Annotated in this window: 14 protein-coding genes; 6 read left to right on the forward strand and 8 right to left on the reverse strand. The window is 61.6% G+C overall.

The genetic code is table 11. From position 1 onward, the window contains the following. Positions 1–89: 89 nt before the first annotated feature. The 6 genes from DOM36_RS19120 to DOM36_RS19145 form a co-directional block, all read right to left on the reverse strand. Positions 90–1361, reverse strand: a complete 1272-nt coding sequence (locus DOM36_RS19120; RefSeq protein WP_110644052.1) for a TRAP transporter large permease — start codon at positions 1359–1361, stop codon at positions 90–92. 1 nt (position 1362) lies between these two features. Further along, positions 1363–1935 (reverse strand): TRAP transporter small permease subunit, encoded by a 573-nt coding sequence (locus DOM36_RS19125; RefSeq protein WP_110644053.1) that lies wholly within the window; start codon positions 1933–1935, stop codon positions 1363–1365. 173 nt (positions 1936–2108) lie between these two features. Then, positions 2109–3146, reverse strand: coding sequence for a DctP family TRAP transporter solute-binding subunit (locus tag DOM36_RS19130; RefSeq protein WP_198651339.1), 1038 nt, complete (start codon positions 3144–3146; stop codon positions 2109–2111). 215 nt (positions 3147–3361) lie between these two features. Next, a complete protein-coding gene (locus tag DOM36_RS19135; RefSeq protein WP_110644055.1) occupies positions 3362–4699 on the reverse strand; it encodes an adenylosuccinate lyase family protein in 1338 nt (445 codons plus the stop codon). Between the two features lie 99 nt (positions 4700–4798). Then, a complete protein-coding gene (locus DOM36_RS19140) occupies positions 4799–5665 on the reverse strand; it encodes a saccharopine dehydrogenase NADP-binding domain-containing protein (RefSeq protein WP_110644056.1) in 867 nt (288 codons plus the stop codon). An 83-nt stretch (positions 5666–5748) separates the two neighbouring features. Continuing rightward, on the reverse strand, positions 5749–7596 hold the full coding sequence (locus tag DOM36_RS19145; protein ID WP_110644057.1) for a sugar phosphate isomerase/epimerase and 4-hydroxyphenylpyruvate domain-containing protein: 1848 nt from the start codon (positions 7594–7596) through the stop codon (positions 5749–5751). A gap of 421 nt (positions 7597–8017) precedes the next feature. Here DOM36_RS19145 and DOM36_RS19150 point away from each other — a divergent pair, with 421 nt between their 5' ends. After that, entirely contained in the window at positions 8018–8803 is a 786-nt protein-coding gene (locus DOM36_RS19150; RefSeq protein ID WP_110644058.1) for an IclR family transcriptional regulator C-terminal domain-containing protein, read from the forward strand. A 95-nt stretch (positions 8804–8898) separates the two neighbouring features. After that, positions 8899–9840 carry an AEC family transporter gene (locus DOM36_RS19155; protein WP_232823930.1) on the forward strand — a complete coding sequence of 314 codons (942 nt, stop codon included), beginning with the start codon at positions 8899–8901 and terminating at the stop codon, positions 9838–9840. A gap of 31 nt (positions 9841–9871) precedes the next feature. Here DOM36_RS19155 and DOM36_RS19160 read toward each other — a convergent pair whose 3' ends face one another. Then, complete coding sequence (locus DOM36_RS19160; protein WP_075569779.1) at positions 9872–10711, reverse strand: sugar phosphate isomerase/epimerase family protein; 840 nt, start codon at positions 10709–10711, stop codon at positions 9872–9874. 194 nt (positions 10712–10905) lie between these two features. Here DOM36_RS19160 and DOM36_RS19170 point away from each other — a divergent pair, with 194 nt between their 5' ends. The 4 genes from DOM36_RS19170 to msrQ all read left to right on the forward strand — a co-directional run bounded on the left by DOM36_RS19170 (position 10906) and on the right by msrQ (position 15083). Then, positions 10906–11775, forward strand: coding sequence for an EamA family transporter (locus tag DOM36_RS19170; protein WP_075569781.1), 870 nt, complete (start codon positions 10906–10908; stop codon positions 11773–11775). A gap of 75 nt (positions 11776–11850) precedes the next feature. Then, the gene (locus DOM36_RS19175; protein ID WP_110644059.1) at positions 11851–13230 is read left to right on the forward strand and encodes an SLC13 family permease; all 1380 of its coding nucleotides are present in this window, start codon (positions 11851–11853) and stop codon (positions 13228–13230) included. Between the two features lie 195 nt (positions 13231–13425). After that, positions 13426–14445, forward strand: coding sequence for a protein-methionine-sulfoxide reductase catalytic subunit MsrP (msrP, locus tag DOM36_RS19180; protein WP_110644060.1), 1020 nt, complete (start codon positions 13426–13428; stop codon positions 14443–14445). Further along, positions 14445–15083, forward strand: a complete 639-nt coding sequence (gene msrQ / locus DOM36_RS19185) for a protein-methionine-sulfoxide reductase heme-binding subunit MsrQ (RefSeq protein ID WP_110644061.1) — start codon at positions 14445–14447, stop codon at positions 15081–15083. Before msrP ends, msrQ begins: the two co-directional genes overlap by 1 nt. A 67-nt stretch (positions 15084–15150) precedes the next feature. Here the strand turns inward: msrQ and DOM36_RS19190 are convergent, their stop codons facing one another. Beyond that, complete coding sequence (locus DOM36_RS19190) at positions 15151–16386, reverse strand: FAD-dependent oxidoreductase (RefSeq protein ID WP_075569785.1); 1236 nt, start codon at positions 16384–16386, stop codon at positions 15151–15153. Positions 16387–16653 lie beyond the last annotated feature (267 nt).

Below are 16653 nucleotides of genomic sequence, written 5' to 3' on the forward strand. Positions count from 1 at the left end.
TATCGAGCGGATCGTGTCGTCATGACGCTAAGCCATGTTCCTGGTCACAGTTCTCGAGTCATGATTCTCAGGTCAATGATTCTCAGCAATTACAGCCCCAGCAAATGAGGAAGCCCGGTCACCACGACGGGCACGAAGGCGACGATCAACAACACCACGACCTGGACCAGAAACATGGGCAGGATGCGTCTTGTCATCCGCATCATCCCGACATTGGCAATGGAGTCGGCGACGAACAGACAGAGCCCCATGGGCGGGGTAATGAGACCGATCATCAGGTTGAAGATCACCACGATGCCAAAATGGACTGGGTCGATGCCCAGGCTCACGGCGATCGGGTGCAGGATCGGTACCAGCACCAGCATGGCGGCGATACCTTCGAGAAACAGCCCAACCACCAGCAACAGCAGGATCACGGCAACCAGGAATGTCCATGGCGTCGAGATGAACGACAGCGTCCAGTCGGTCAGCAGGTTGGGAATGCGATTGTAAGTCAGTAGCCAGTTGGCCGCGCCGACGGCACCGATGATGATCATGATGACGGCACTGTCGACCATGGTGCGCGAAAAGATCGCCGGCAGAGAGCGCCAGTGGATCTTACGGAAGATGAAGATCCCGACGACCAGCGCATAGGCCACGGCGAAAGCCGCCGCCTCGGTCGGCGTCACCACACCGAGCAGAATCGAGCCAATGACGAACACCGGCATCAACAGGGGAATGATGCCATCGATCAGGATCGTGACCTTCTGCTCGCGGGGCATCTCCACCGGGCGCTTCTGGTAGTGGCTGGCAAACAGCACGACATACAGCGACAGAAACAGTGCCAGCAGAATGCCGGGTACCACGCCCGCCAAGAACAGCGCCGGCACCGAAACGCCACTGACGATCAGGGCGTAGATGATCACCGGGATACTGGGTGGAATGATCGGGCCGATCACCGATGATGCTGCGGTCAACGCCGCGGCGAAGTCTCGCGGATAGCCCTCTTTCTCCATCTCCGGGATGAAAACCCGCCCCAGGGCGGAAGTATCCGCCACTGCCGAGCCCGACAAGCCTGCGAACATCACCGATGCCCAGATATTGACGTGGGCTAGGCCGCCCTTGACGCGTCCGATGACGACCTTTGAGAACGCGATGATACGCATGGTGATACCGCTTTCGTTCATCAGCTCGCCAGCCAGGATGAACAGCGGTATCGCCAGCAGTGAAAAGGAGTTCATGCCGCCAAAGAGCTGTGTAGTGACGCCCTGCAGGCTATAGGGAAAGCCTGCCGTGCCCATGAAATAGAACAGTGCCGCGAGAATGGCGAAGGCAACCGGCACGCCGATCACGAGTGCGATCAGCAAGATGGCATAGACCATGTCACACACCTCCCTTGGACATGGATGACTCGACAGCCGGCTGACGCCATGCCTGAACACGATCGATCAGGCGCAAGATGCCGGCCAGCCACAGCAGCACGCCGCCCAGAATCATGGCGAACTGATAGGGCGCCATGGTCTTGAGCGCTTGAAACATCGGCAACCCGGTGAGTGCCGTCACGTTATCGGCCAATCCGGTCATACCGGATATCCGCATACCTCCCCGGCTTTCCAGAAAGCGTTCCCCGGACAGGACGATCAGCGCACCAAGCACGATGACCGAGAGATCGACCAGGGCAAGGAGTCCCTCTCTGGCCTTGAGCGGCAGGAAATCCACGAGCAGTCCCAGACGCACATGACGATCCTGCAGATAGGCCAGTGCCACGCCGAACATGACCCCGTAGATTCCCAGGAAAATCGGCAACTGCCCGCCCCACGCCAACGAGCTGCCGACAAAGTATCGCAGCACGGCATTGGCGAAAATAATCACGAACAACAGCGCCATGCAGAGCCCCGCACCGCCTGCAAGCAACATCTCAACGCCGGAATGGAAGCGGCTATAGAATCGACTCATAGATGTATCCTGAGGTATCCAGATAGGGGACTAGATTCGGTTTTTCCAGACGGGGGCTTCGAGGCTGAATTTTGAGGCTGGGTTTCCAGACCGGGCCTCGAGACGAACTCTTCGAAACAGGCTCTGGGAGACAGACCCGCCGCCCCGACGGGTCTCCCCGCCGGGCCATCCCTTTACTGTGACTGAGTTTGGGACCGGACCTGGTCGACATTCTCCTGCAGCTTGTCGATCCAGTTGGCCTCGTCGCCGAGATCGCTTTTCAGCCACTCGATGACCGGCGGCTGAGCCGCATCGCGGAACTGGTCCATCTCGTCAGGCGTCGGAGTGTAAACCTCCATACCGGCTTCCTGGACGGCCTTGAGCCCCTTGGCAGCGGTGAACTCCTGGATGGAGCGCCCCATGTTGCCGGCCAGCTTACCGGCCTCCTCGACGATCGCCTGGTCCTCGGGAGAAAGCGACTGGAAATACTGGTCGTTGATCAACAGGAAGTCGGTCGCGTAGATGTGTCGATCCAACGTCATGTACTGCTGCAGTTCGTACAGGTTGTTGTTGTAGATGGTGCTGACCGGATTCTCCTGACCATCCACGACGCCGGTGGAGAGCGCAGTCGGCGTCTCGGACCACGGAATCGGCGCAGGTTCCCCACCCAACCCCTTGACCATCTCGACGTAGAGCGGGATGTCCTGAACACGAAACTTCAGCCCTTTCATGTCAGCAGGAGTCTTGATCGGGTGATCGCTGTTGGTGAAATTGCGAAAGCCGGTCTCGCCGTATGCCAGAGTGCGCAAGCCCGTTTGTTCCAGACAATGCTTCGCCAGCTCGTCACCAAACTGACCATCGAGCACCTTCCAGGCCTGAGGGGCAGTATCGAACATGTAAGGAATATCAAGAACGCCCGCCGCCGGGCAGATCTTGGACATCGCGCCCGAGACCATCACGACCTGAGTCATACCGTCCATCGCCTGCTGAACGGTTTCGTCCTCATCACCCAGCGCGCCAGCGGGGTAGAGCTCGACGGTGAGATCATCGCTCTTGGCCTCGACTGCCGCCTTGAACATGGCGGCCGCGGCGCCCTTCTTGGAGTTTTGCCAGTCATCGGGGTCGACGTGCGCAAAACGAATGGTTTCGGCCTGCGCCAGCGCCGTCACGCTCATCAATCCACCGACCGTGGCCACTTTCCAGACCGACGCTTTCCAGATCGCCATTGACATCGTACTACCCCTCCGAGACTGTCATTTTCGTCATGCGCCGAATCGGTCGCCGCACAAGTCGAACGTTGCGCAAAATCAAATGCCGCATAACGAACATAGGTTTGTGATACGAACTAAAGCTATCGAGCTGCTAAAGCGAGGTCAAATGCCTACAAAAACGGCCCGCCATGGGCCGTTCTGATTCAAGATATATTTTATCAATTTAAATCATAACGTTATTGAAAATCAGGGCGTGAGAGCAACCGATCCACCTGAACGCCACTACTACCAATGTATAGGTCAATGGCCAGTGCGGAGTGCACGGTATCGACGTCGAGACGACCAGCAACGTCAGGTTCTTCGAGCAGCACTCCAGCGTAATCGCGACGTTCCTGCCGCGCCTTTTCACTGGCTCGTTGTGCCAGATTCCGTGCCCTGCCGCTATCCATGATGCGCGACAGCAGACGCGTCGCCGGCTCAGTCATGACCACCCCGCCACTAACATGCAGATTACGGGTCATCGCCTCTTCATGGACTTCCAGTCCTTCGATCAGCGGCACCATCGATTCCAGCGCCCCTTCCAGGCTGATCACGGCGTCCAACAGCGGCGCCCACTCGGCATGCCACTCTCCCAGCCCCCGTTCCAGCGGCTGCGCCCCGGCATTGAGAATCACGCCGTGATGCGCGTGAATCTGTCGCGCCGCAGCACGAATGCGAGCGCAGGCGACCGGGTTACGTTTGTGCGGCATCGACGAGGAACCGCCCACACCGGGCGCGGCAGGCTCGCTGAGCTCGCCGATTTCACTCTGACACAGCAGCGCGATGTCCAGCGCCGTCTTCTCCGCTGCAACCGCCACGGCATCCACGGCGCCGATCAGTTCCAGAACCGGTTGGCGGTCGGTATGCCAGGGCAACATGGGCTCGGCCAGCGCCAGAATTCGCGCGAGATCGGCCATGACCGTCATTCCGCTCGCGTCCAGTCCGGAATGAACTCCCACCGCACCGCCGAACTGCACGTAGAGCCCCGTGTCCACAACCCTCTGCAATCGACGTTCCGCCTGAACCATCCCCCACGCCCACTGCGCGACTTTGACGCCGAAGGTGATCGGCAGCGCCTGTTGCATCAGGGTCCGGCCAATCATCGGCGTATCGCGATGACGTCGCATCAGTTCACCCTGCGCCCGCCGCAGTTTCGCCAGATGCGTGAGGCAGGCCTCCAGGCGTGGTTTCAACAGCAGCATCAGCGCGGTATCGACAATGTCCTGACTGGTGGCGCCGTGATGAAAGGCCGACCTAAGCCTCTCCGGCAACATCGCCTTGGCCTGTTTGACGAAAGGAATGGCGACATTGCCGCCCTTGCCGACATCATCCGCCAGCGCCTCGAGATCAAACGCTTCGGGGCGAAGCGCGCTGGCCAGCGCCTCGGCGGTGCCCGCGGTCAAAACGCCCTCGCTCTCTTCAGCCTGGGCCAACGCCAGTTCCACCTGGCATAGCGCGGCGACGACACATTCGGCACGCAGGGCGTCGATCCCCGTACGGCTCATGAAAGGATGACGAAAGAAGTGATCGAACATGTAGAGTTCCTGTCCCGACAACGTTTGGCATCTGACGCGATGTGACGTCCAGCCTGGTGGTCACGGGCTCGGTCGTCACGAAGAGGATCAACACACCGGTTATCGAGCGAGCGTTTGCCGATAGTGATCGAACAACGTTGCGGCCTGCGCGTCGACACTGGCATGCGTCTTCGCGTCGTCGCAGAAGAACTTGAAGGCATCGATCCCCTGAAAGACGAACAGGCTGACCCCGCTGATGACCTGTGCTCCCGAATCATGAGCGGCAGCGATCAGCTCGGTCACGGCAGGGACGTAGACGGCATCGAACAGCCACTGATCGGCACGGATGCCGTCAGCGGGAAACGGGCATCCAGGGCTCTTCTCATGGCCGATCGGCGTGCAGTTGACCAGGCCATCGCACTCGGACATGGCAGCCTCCAGTGCTGCTGAATCAGCCGCCGATGCCAGCACGCTGGCGTTGAATCCGGCCTCGTTGAGCTGGTCCGCGAGCTTTCCCGCCTTGGCGGTATCCAGATCCACCAGCCGGACCTCTTCGGCTCCGAGTTTACCCAGGCCGAAGGCGACGGCCTTGCCGACGCCGCCGGTCCCCATCAGCAGCACACGGCCCGGCGAACGCGTTCCCACCGTAGCGCGATAGCCGCTGATGAAGCCGGTGAAATCGGTGTTCTCGGCGCGAATGCCGTCGGCTTCGAAGACCAGCGTATTGGCAGCCCCGACCAGCGCTGCACCTTCTCCGTGCCGATCCGCCAGTGCCAGTGCCGATTCTTTATAGGGATACGTCACATTGATGCCACGATAGCCCGAGGCACGAATCTCGGTGACGGCCGATGCCAGTGACTCGATCGGCTCCACCAGCGTATCGAACAGATCGTAGGTGACGGAGAGCTGCGTGAAACGCCCCAACCGGGTGTGGAGATCGGGTGAACTCGAGTGAAGAATTCCCTTGCCAATCAAACCCAGGCGCATGCGTCTTCCCTCTTGTGGCACATCTCGTAGCGGCACGTTGTCATTCCTTCTGTGACAGCCGATCATTGCACGCCGGTTAACGGTCAGGGCTTCTGACCGGCCTGCGCAGCCAGGCGAATCCCCGCGTTGGCGGCACCGAACTGCGAATAGCCATTGCGGCGCTCTACCACTTCGAAGAAGAAGCGCCCCATGAACGTCCGGGTGTAAGCGTGGAAGAACTCACCGTCCTCGTTACGATCGTAGAGCACGTTACGTTCGCGCATCGCTTCCAGCAGCGATTCATCGAGATCGTAGCGGGAAGCCAGATCCTCATAATAGTTTGCCGGGATTTTGAGCATGGGCAGCCCCCGCGCCTGCATCGTCTCAAGCGTCGTGAAGATATCGGGAGTGGCGAACGCGATCTGCTGGACGCCCCCCTGATGCTCGGACAGGAAACGTCCCGACATCGTCTCGTGTGCGCGAGAGGCATTGAGAGGAATCCGAATGGAGCCTTCGGGGCTGGTCATCGTCTGGCTGATCACCATACCTCGTGGGTCGGCAATCTCGTTTTCACTGCCGGCGGTGAAACCGAGCACCGTACGATAGAAGAGCTGCCAGCCCAGCAGCTGGGTCGGTGGCAATACGTAGGAGAGATGGTCGACGTTGACCAGTCCCGCTTCCGGCTTCTCGTCATCGTCGAACAGCACAAAGTCCGTCGTCCATTGTTGCACTCGGGCCTGGGTTTCATCGACCAGATAGATCAGGCTCCCTTCGATACCGCGCAGCGCGGGGATTTCCATCTCGCCGTCGCCCACGGGCCCCTGGAATCTGGGCGCCCGATAAGCACTGGCTCTTGTTGTTGCCGCTTCCAGATCATCGACCCGGAAACCGACGGCGCAAACGGAAGTGCCGTGAAGCAGACGGAAGGTGTGAGCAAAACTGTCGGTCTCGAAGTTGAGCACCAGGTGGATGTCACCCTGCCGCCAGAGCTCGACGTTCTTGGAGCGATGACGGCCGATATGACGAAAACCCAGAGACGACAGCAGCTCACCCAGCGGTGCCGCACTCTCTTCATCGAGAGTGAATTCAATGAAGTGCACGCCATCGTAGGTCGTCTGCGGGGGCACCGGCCGAGACCAGGGCGCATCCTCCACCAGTTGCTCCAACCAGATCAGTGAACGCAAACCATCCTTGGCGTTGGCATCGGCGGGCGCTGCGCGGAAGACGTCGCTGAAGATTTCCAACGACAATGGCCCCGCATAGCCAGTTCGCGCCAGTGACTGCATGAAAGTGTCCAGCGGTAGACGTCCCTGGCCCGGGAAGCAGCGAAAATGGCGGCTCCACTGAAGCACGTCCATATCCATCAGCGGCGCGTCTGCAATCTGTACGAAGGCGATCTTGTCGGCGGGAATCGCCGCCATGGTTTCGAGTTCGAGATTCAGCGACAGAATGTGGAAGCTATCCAGCACCACGCCCAACGCAGGGTGGTCAGCGCGTTTGACCACCTCCCAGGCATCGCGATAGTCACTAATGTAGCGCCCCCAGGCGAGCGCCTCGAAGCCGATTCTGAGCCCCTGCTCGGCGGCGATCTCGGCCAGTTCGCGAAGGTCGGCGGCAGCCTGATCGAGGTCATCGATGCACTGTGGCGATACGTTGCTGCAGATCAGCATGAAATCGGTACCGAGCTCGCGCATCAACGCGAACTTGCGCCTGGCGCGCTCGAAATTACGCCCGCGCTGCGGCTCGGGCATCGCCTCGAAATCCCGAAACGGCTGGAAGGCGACGATTTCGAGACCAAGCCTGACGCAAAGCTCGCGAACGTCAGCCGGAGAGCCGTCGAAGGAGAGCAGATCGTTTTCGAAAATCTCCACGCCATCGAAGCCGGCTCGCGCAATGGCTTCCAATTTGCTGTGCAGATCCCCGCTCAGACAGACGGTGGCGATGGCTCGCATGATGGCCTCCATGACCTCACTGTTGACAATAGCCGCTGACAGTCGGGACAGGCATGTCGGTGAGACAGATAGACTCGGCGCCCGATTGTTCGAATAGCGTCAATAAGTTCGCATTATGAACTTTCACTATCGACGAGTGTCAAGTTTCCCCCGAAAATCCGCCGCCGCTATTCGCTGAAATTCAGGTAAAACGCAGCAACCGCGCGACCTGAGGCCTAACCACGACTTTGGTCTCATCCGCATCGAATCTATAACCGGCTGGCTATCACTCTCCTGTCCTTCCCCCCGCCCTTTTCCTGCCAACGGTGCTTAAACTTTTCATTGGCGAATCATTTCAGAACAGAAGTTCGGCTTTCGAACTTTTCTTTTACCCCTTAAGCTCGTGAACATCGCTTCGATAGACAGTAAGGAATTTCCAGGCATGCCCAGCAAGGATGAAATGCTCAACCCTGACGACCGCGACTTCGTCACCGCGCTGGCCAGCGGGCTCGAGGTAATACTCGCGTTCGATCAGCAGTCACCACGGATGACGCTCAGCGAGGTCGCCGCCAAGACGGGAATGAACCGTGCACGTGCACGGCGATTCCTATTGACGCTGCATGCGCTGGGCTACGTGCGCAAACAGCATCGCTCGTTCGAACTGGCGCCCAAGGCGCTCCAGTTGGGTTATGCCTTTCTCTCCTCCAACGGTTATCGCAGCGTCATTCAACAGCACCTCGAAGACATCACCGATGCCACGGGCGAATCTTCGTCGATGGGCGTACTCGATGGTGACGAGGTGACTTATATCGCGCGTTCGGCGGCCCATCACCGCTTGATGTCCATTTCGTTGTCGATCGGCACGCGTCTGCCAGCGGCGTATACCTCCATGGGTCGAATCCTGCTGGCGCAGTTGCCGGACGCGGAGCGCGCCGCCTATCTCGAGCAGGTCACTCTCTCGCGGCACACCGAACACAGCATCACCGACAAGGCAAAGCTGGCGGCCCACCTCGTCGAGATTCGCGAACAGGGTTACTGTATTGTGGACCAGGAACTGGACTCGGGGCTCCGCTCGCTGGCAATCCCAGCCTTCGACGCCAATGGCGAGCTGTTGGGCGCCATCAACATCAGCACCAATGCGGCACGCATCGACATACCGACATTGACGAAAGACTTCCTGCCGTTGCTTCGGGAGAAGGCAAAACTGATCGCGCAGCAGGTCAATTGAAGGGCTTGCCATGCGCGTTGCGAACACGCGACAGATAACAAGAAAACATCCAACGCCAGCCAGAGGATCCGTGACATAGAGCGAGAGTTGCCTGCGTGAATACCATCTTCGGCGCCATCATTCCCATCTTCATCCTGCTGGGCATCGGCTACCTGGCCGTGCTCAAACGTGTCGTCGACAAGGCCCATATCCAGGGGATGGGCCGATACGTGATCAATATCGCCCTCCCCGCGCTGGTCGTCCAGGCGCTGCTGGAACGTCCGCTGGACGATGTCTTCAACGTCTCTTATCTGCTGACCTACGGTCTCGGATCGGGCCTGGCCTTCGCCGCGATGTACCTATGGATGACTTGGCGCAGCGATCTGCCGCTGGAACGCCGGGCGATGTACGCGCTCGGCACTTCGGCCTCCAACAGCGGCTTCATCGGCTATCCGGTGGCGGTGCTGGTGATCGGCCCCACGGCGAGCATCGCCATGGCGCTCAACATGCTGATCGAGAATCTGCTGGTGATCCCCACAGCGCTGGTCCTGGCGGAGTTCGCGCGCCAGCCCGACAACGGCTTCTGGGCCACGCTCAAGCCAGTGGCACTGCGCATCCTGCGTCACCCGCTGATCATCGCCATCGCCGTGGGGACGCTGCTGGCCGCGCTGGACCTGCATCCACCGGAACCCATCGCCCGGGTGCTGCAGATGCTGGCGGCATCGTCGTCGCCGGTGGCGCTGTTCGTGATCGGCGGGACGCTGTGTGGCCTGCGAGTGAGAGGCATGGTCGGAGAAGTCGCGCAGATCGCGCTGGCCAAGCTGCTGCTGCATCCGCTCTGCGTACTGCTGATGATCCTGCTGATACCCGGCCTTTCGCCGGCATTCGCGACCGCAGCCATTATTTTTGCCTGCGCGCCGATGCTGAGCATGTACCCGCTGCTCGGCCAGCGTTACGGCTTCGCCGAGCTCGGCACCGCTGCGCTGGTGATGGCGACGGTGCTCTCCGCGGTAACGCTGGCGCTGGGGATCTGGCTGAGCCATCTGTGGTTGATGTAGAACGCGCCAGACTCTTTATTTTTCCATTCTTTTATTTTTCCATTCTTCTATCTTTCGATGCCAGCAGCGACTCCAGGGCGTGCTTGCCCTGAAGTGCGGCCATTCCCGTCGGCATGACCGAGAGCGAGTCGCTGAAAATCTCAAGCGACAGTGGCCCGGCGTAACCGGTTCGGTTCAGTGCCGCCAGAAAGCGCTCCAGAGGTAGCTCACCGTCGCCGGGAAACGCCCGCCGGTGGCGGCTCAGCGACTGCAGATCCTGCCCCCGCGGCCAGGGCGAGTCGGCGAGCTGCACCAGACCGATGCTGTCACCGGGAATCGTGGCGAGGGTGTCCAGCTCCAGCTCCCGAGCCAGGACATGATAGCTGTCCAGCACGAGGGAGAGCGCCGTATGATCCACCTGCCGGACGATCTCCCAGGCGTCGCGGTAGTCGAAGACATGACGCCCCCACGCCAGCGCCTCGTAACCCACTCGCATCTCCCGCTCGGCGGCCAGCATTGCCAGATCGTTCAGGGTCTCGGCGGCGCGTAAAGGATCGCTAGAGGCGTCCTCCCGAGTGTTGCTGCAGGCCAGCAGGAAGTCACCGCCGAGATCGGCCAGCGCATCGAATTGACGGTTGGCGTCGTCGAGCATCTTCCGATGCAGAGCGGGCGGTAGCGCCTCGGCGTCCCGAAACGGTTGTAGCGCCACCACGGTCAGGCCAAGCTCGCGGCAACGATCGCCCACGGCTCGCGGCGACAAGCCACTCGACTGCAGGTCGTCGACGAATATCTCCACGCCCTCGAATCCGGCTCGTGCGATCGCCTCCAGCCTGTTCCTCATCTCGCCACTCAGGCAGAGCGTCGCCATCGAAATCTTCGTCACCGGTTTCACCCCCGTTCCTCCCGACCAATGTGCGCCATCGCACTGTTTGCCCAAATCTTTAGCCTAGAAGAAAACGATCACGAGGCCATGCATTCGATACCTCGATACATCATCTACGCTGACCGCATGGTCGTCGATCGGATCCGCGCGGGCCTGGAGCGACAACGACAGATACCGACCTTGGCCAGGGAGGCCGATGCTTTATGTCAGGATCACTGAAGGGAACGCTCTTTATCACGTTGGCAGCGATGTTCTGGGGGATATCCGGCGGCCTGGCGAGCCTGCTAATGCAACAGGGCTGGGACCCTTACCTGATATCGTTCTATCGCGGCGCGATCGGCCTTGCCTGCATGCTGGCCTGGTTCGTCGTCCATCCCTTGCGCAACCTGCGTTTCGACTGGCGACTCGCCGCCTGGTCGGTCGTCGCGGGTTTAGGCGTGGCAGGCAACTTCACCTTCTATTTTCTGAGCATTTCGAACGCCAATGTGGCGATTGCCGCCACCTTGATGTACACCGCACCGCTGTTCGTTTTTCTGGTGTCGTTCGCCTGTGGCCTGGAGAAACCGACACTGGGCAAATGGGCCTCGATCGCCGCAGTGATGGTCGGTATCGTGCTGTTGACCGATATCCTGCGCAGCGGCACGGGCCAGGTCTCGGTCTGGGGAATCGCCTGCGGCCTGCTGTCGGGGCTGTCCTATGCACTTTTCATCTTCGGCTTTCGCTACGCCAGGGCACAGGGGCCGGCACAGGCCGTGCTGTCGATCGCTTTCCTTGTCCTGACGCTACTGTTGCTGGCGTTCGTCGACTTCGAACAGATGCAGAAAGTGCCATTCACCGACGATGCCTACGGTTTCCTGTTGCTGGGGTTGTTCGGCGCGGGTATCTCCTTTTACCTCTACTTGCCCGGGCTGAGGCGAACTTCGCCCTCGGCGGCTTCGATGGTCGCCATGGTGGAGCCTGTCACGGCATCGCTGTTCGGCTTCGTCGTGCTGGGGCAGACGCTCGCTCCGCTGCAGCTGGCGGGCATGGCGATCATTCTGATTACCATTACCTTATTGAGCCTGCAGCGCTGACGCCGAAAGAGATGGACCAGCGGTCGGATCACGCGCTGGTATACTGCCGCCTCGCTCGTCCCTGGATTCGTCGCGATGTCCTCTTCGGTTGCCGTTCTTCCCTGGCGTTTGGGGGTTTCACTGCTGGCCTTGCTGGGCGCGCTCGGCTGGCTGTTGCTGGGTAGCGCCGACGGCTCGGTGCTGCAGGCCGGTATCGTGGTGGTCCTGTGCATCGGCCTGTGGGCCACCGGTTGGCTGCCGCAATGGCTGACCGCACTGATCTTCTTCACCCTGTGTACCGTGGCCAAGGTCGCGCCGGCGTCGACGGCGTTCGCCGGGTTCGAATCGGCGGCGACCTGGCTGGTGTTCTCGGGCATGGTGATCGGCGCCGCGATCAATTACACCGGCCTGGGCGAGCGCGTTGCCGCCAGAGTCGGGCCTCATCTCGCGTCAGGTTATCCACAGGCGGTCGTCGGCGTGGGCCTGCTGGGATTGATCGCCTCGTTCTTCATGCCGTCGGCGATGGGCCGGATCGTGCTGCTGGTGCCGATCCTGCTGATGCTGGCCGATCGGTTCGGCTACGCCGAAGACGATCCCGGGCGTACCGGCGTGCTGCTCAGCGGCATCATGTCGAGCTTTTTGCCCACTTTCACGATCCTGCCGGCCAACGTGCCCAACAACGTATTGATGGGGGCCAGCGAAGCAGTGCTCGGCTTCTCGCCCAGCTATGGCGAATATCTGCTGTTGCACTTTCCGATCCTGGGACTGCTCAAGTGGCTGCTGATCATGGGATTGATCCTGTGGCAGTTCCGCGCTGCCGCGCCATCGCCGTTCTCGACGGAGCCGCCCTCGAAGCTTGGCCGCGGTGGCGCCATGATGGGGGCACTGCTGGCCTTCGCCGTGTTGATGTGGATGACCGATGCCTGGCACGGCATTTCGCCGGCCTGGATCGGCATGGTGGTGGCGCTGGCTTGCCTGTTCCCCGGCAGCGGCCTGCTGCCGGCCCGGCCACTGCAGCAGATGAATCTCGAGCCGTTCATCTACGTGGCCGGCATCGTCAGCCTGGGCGCCCTGGCGCATCAGAGCGGATTGGGCGAGGCGATCGCCGGCCGGCTGCTCGCGGTGCTGCCACTATCGCCGGATGCGACCGTCGGCAACTTCGCCTGGCTCTCGGTGATCGCCACGGTGCTGGGCATGCTGGTCACGCTGCCTGGCGTCCCTGCCGTGATGACGCCGCTGGCGCCGCAGCTGGCCGATGTCACCGGATGGTCACCCTCCGCGGTGGTGATGTCCCAGGTCATTGGCTTCTCGACCGTGGTGTTTCCCTATCAGTCCCCGCCGCTGATCATTGGCCTGCTTACCTCGGGGGTGAGCATCCGCCAGGCCATGCGGATCACGTTGCCGCTGGCGCTGATCACCATCGTGCTGCTGTGGCCGTTGGACTTCGTCTGGTGGCGATGGCTGGGGATCATCTGAGCGCGACCCGAATTTTTTGACATGGGCGAGGGAATAGATCACCTAGACTGAGCGTCATACGAGGCTTGCCCCACGAGAATCCGCACAAGCGGCCTGGGCAGCAAGCCTCGGCGCGCGCCGAATGGCCAAGGCGCATCCAGCCGCGCGCTGCCAGCGTATCCACGACATGCCACTATGGGCGGTTGGAGACTCATCATGTTGATCAAGATTGCCAAACCCAGCGATCTGCGCGAATCGGACGTCACCCCGGAGTCGGTCTATCTCTCGCGCCGTCGCTTCATGGGCGGCCTGGCGGGCGTCGGAGCCGGGCTGGCGCTGGCCGGGCGAGCCCAGGCCGCCGCATCCGACTATCAGGACGTACCGGCTGGCAGCCCGCCGGCCTGGTTAGTCTCCAAACTGGAAAACGCCGAGTGGGATAGCGTGGTACCCGCCGATCGCCAGCTGGACAAGCTGATGCCTTTCGAAGACGCCACTCACTACAACAACTTCTACGAATTCGGCACCGGCAAGGGCGATCCCGCGCGCAACGCCGACTCCCTCGAGACCCAGCCGTGGAGTGTGGTGATCGACGGCGAGGTCGCGAATGGCGGGCGCTTCGACCTCGAGGACATCGCCAAACCGTCGCGCCTGCAGGAGCGTATCTGCCGGCTGCGCTGCGTCGAGGCGTGGTCGATGGTGATTCCGTGGCTGGGGATCCCGCTGGGGGATGTGATCAAGCGCGCCGAGCCCACGTCGAAGGCCAAATACGTCAAGTTCGAGACGCTGGTGGCGCCGGACCAGATGCCGGGGCAGGACTCGTCGTTTGCGCTAATCGACTGGCCCTACACCGAAGGCCTGCGCATGGACGAGGCGATGCACCCGCTGGCGATTCTCGGGCTCGGCATGTACGGCCGCGAGCTGCCCAACCAGAACGGGGCGCCCTTCCGCCTGATCGTGCCGTGGAAGTACGGCTTCAAGAGCATCAAGTCGATCGTGCGCATCTCGCTGGTCGAGGAGCAGCCGGTGAACTCCTGGCAGGCGATCGCCCCGGACGAGTACGGCTTCTATGCCAACGTCAATCCCGAGGTCGACCATCCGCGCTGGAGCCAGGCTACCGAACGCCGGCTGCCCAACAGCCTGTTCAATCCCAACATCATCGACACGCGAATGTTCAACGGCTACGCCGACGAGGTCGCGAGCCTCTATCAGGGCATGGACCTGAGGAAGAACTTCTGATGTCGATGCCACGCCACACGCTGACGCTCTGGCGCATCGCGGTGTTCATCGCCGCGCTGGTGCCGCTGGCCTACTGGAGTTCTCAGGTCGCGATCAACGCCGCCGGCCCGGAGCCCGGACGCTATCTGCTGCTCAATATCGGCCAGGGCATTCTGTGGATGCTGCTGCTGACGCTCAGCCTGACCCCGCTGACCAAGCTGACGCGCTGGAAAGGCTTCACCCTGATCCGGCGCCAGCTCGGCCTGTGGACGCTGGCCTATGCGTTGCTGCACCTGTTCTGCTATGCCGTCTTCATTCTCGGGCTGGATCTGTCGCGGCTAGGCAGCGAGATCGTTCGTCGCCCCTACATCATCGTCGGCATGCTGGCGCTGACCGGACTGATCGTGATGGGCGTGACCTCCAACAAATGGTCGATGCGCAAACTCGGCAAGCGCTGGAAGCCGCTGCACAAGATCGTCTATCTGGTGCTCGGGCTGGGGCTGCTGCACTTTCTGTGGGTGGTCCGTGCCGACCTGGAGCAGTGGAGCCTCTACGCCGCCGTCGGTGCCCTGCTGATGATCCTGCGTATTCCGCCCATCGCTCGACAGCTGCCGAAGTTCCGCCAGCTGATCAAGCGCCCCGGCCGGGCCGACGCGTGACGCCCGTATCGAACCTTGCTGTGATTGGCGATAGAAGTCGCGATTGGCGATAAGTCGCGGCTGGCGATCAAAATCGCGTCGCGGCATACGGCGCGGGATCGATATAGGGCCTCTCGCCACAGATCATTTCCGCCAGCAGTCGGCCGGAAGCCGGGCCTAGGGTAAAGCCCTGATGCGCGTGCCCGAAATGGAACCACAGGCCCGGATGTTTCGGCGCCGGTCCGATGATCGGCTTCATGTCGCTGGTGCAGGGTCGCGCGCCAAGCCACGGGGAGGTTTCGACCGCCTCTCCGAGATCGAGAATCTGACGCGCCGCCACTTCGGCCCTGCCCGATTGCAGCGGCGTGGCGCGGGCGTCGAGACGCGCGAATTCGGCGCCGGTGGTGATCCGCAGGCCCCGGTTCATCGGTGCCAGCATGATGCCGTTTTCGGCATCCAGCATCGCCATGCTGAGCGGCTGCTTCATGGCGTAGTGTCGATGATAGCCACGCTTGACGAACAGCGGCAGACGATAGCCCAGTCGCCGCGTCAGTGTGTCCGACCAGGGCCCGAGCGCGATCACAGCCTGTTCGGCGTCGATGACTCCTTCACGAGTGATGACGCGCCAGCCATTGGCCTGCCGTGACAGCGTCGTGGCGTCGGCGCTGGCGAAATGGCCACCCTGCCGGCGAAAGAGTTCGGCGTAACCGGCAACCAGCGCGCCGGGATCGCGCACCGACCAGGGCTGGGTCCAATGCACCGCCCCGGCCATCGGATGGTTGAGGCCGGGTTCGAGCCGGCCGAGTTCGGCGCCGTCGACGACCGCATGCTCGACGCCGTACTCCTGCTCGAGACGCTCGGCGTAGGCCAGGCCCTGCGCCATGGCCGCCGGAGTGCGAAACGCCGTACGCCAGCCGGTCCGGCGCACCAGCACCTCGGTATCGGACTCCCGGATCAGACTCTCGTGTTCGATCAGGCAATGTTCGATCAGCCGGCTGTACTCACGTGCGACCCTGGCGTAGCGCGACGGTGACGACCACCACCAGTACTGCGCCAGCGGCGATGCCAGCGTCGGCAGCGCCAGCGGATGGTAGTTGACGTCGATGCCGCCCTTGCGCATGACCTTGAAGATCATGCGGCTATCATGAGGAAACGGGTAGGGCTCGACGGCCTCGCGCTGGATCAGCCCGGCGTTGCCGAAGGAAGTCTCCTCGCCCGGCGCCCGCCGGTCGATCAGTGCCACCTGCCTGCCCCGCCGCTGCAACTGCAACGCCGTCGACACGCCGATCATACCGGCACCCAGCACCACTACATCCGCTTGCATCGTCACGCCTCGCGTCATCACGAATATACCGTCCACATTACAAGGTTCCGCCAACGGCGCCACCCCAGGGCGGGAGCCATCGATCCGAGTTTCACTCGCCCAGGCGTTCGTCGGACCAGGCACGCGATGACATTCCCCGCCACTCGCGCGCTCACTGATCTAAGCTCTGTCTGAAAAATCGGCGAGCGATGGCAAGACCGGGGCGCGTAGCTAAGGCAAAAATTGACGAAAAAAGGACCGGGCTGGCGCTCCAGTTTACGAGGTGTA

The sequence above is a fragment of the Salinicola sp. CPA57 genome, from assembly GCF_003206035.1.
GTDB classification, from domain to species: domain Bacteria; phylum Pseudomonadota; class Gammaproteobacteria; order Pseudomonadales; family Halomonadaceae; genus Salinicola; species Salinicola socius.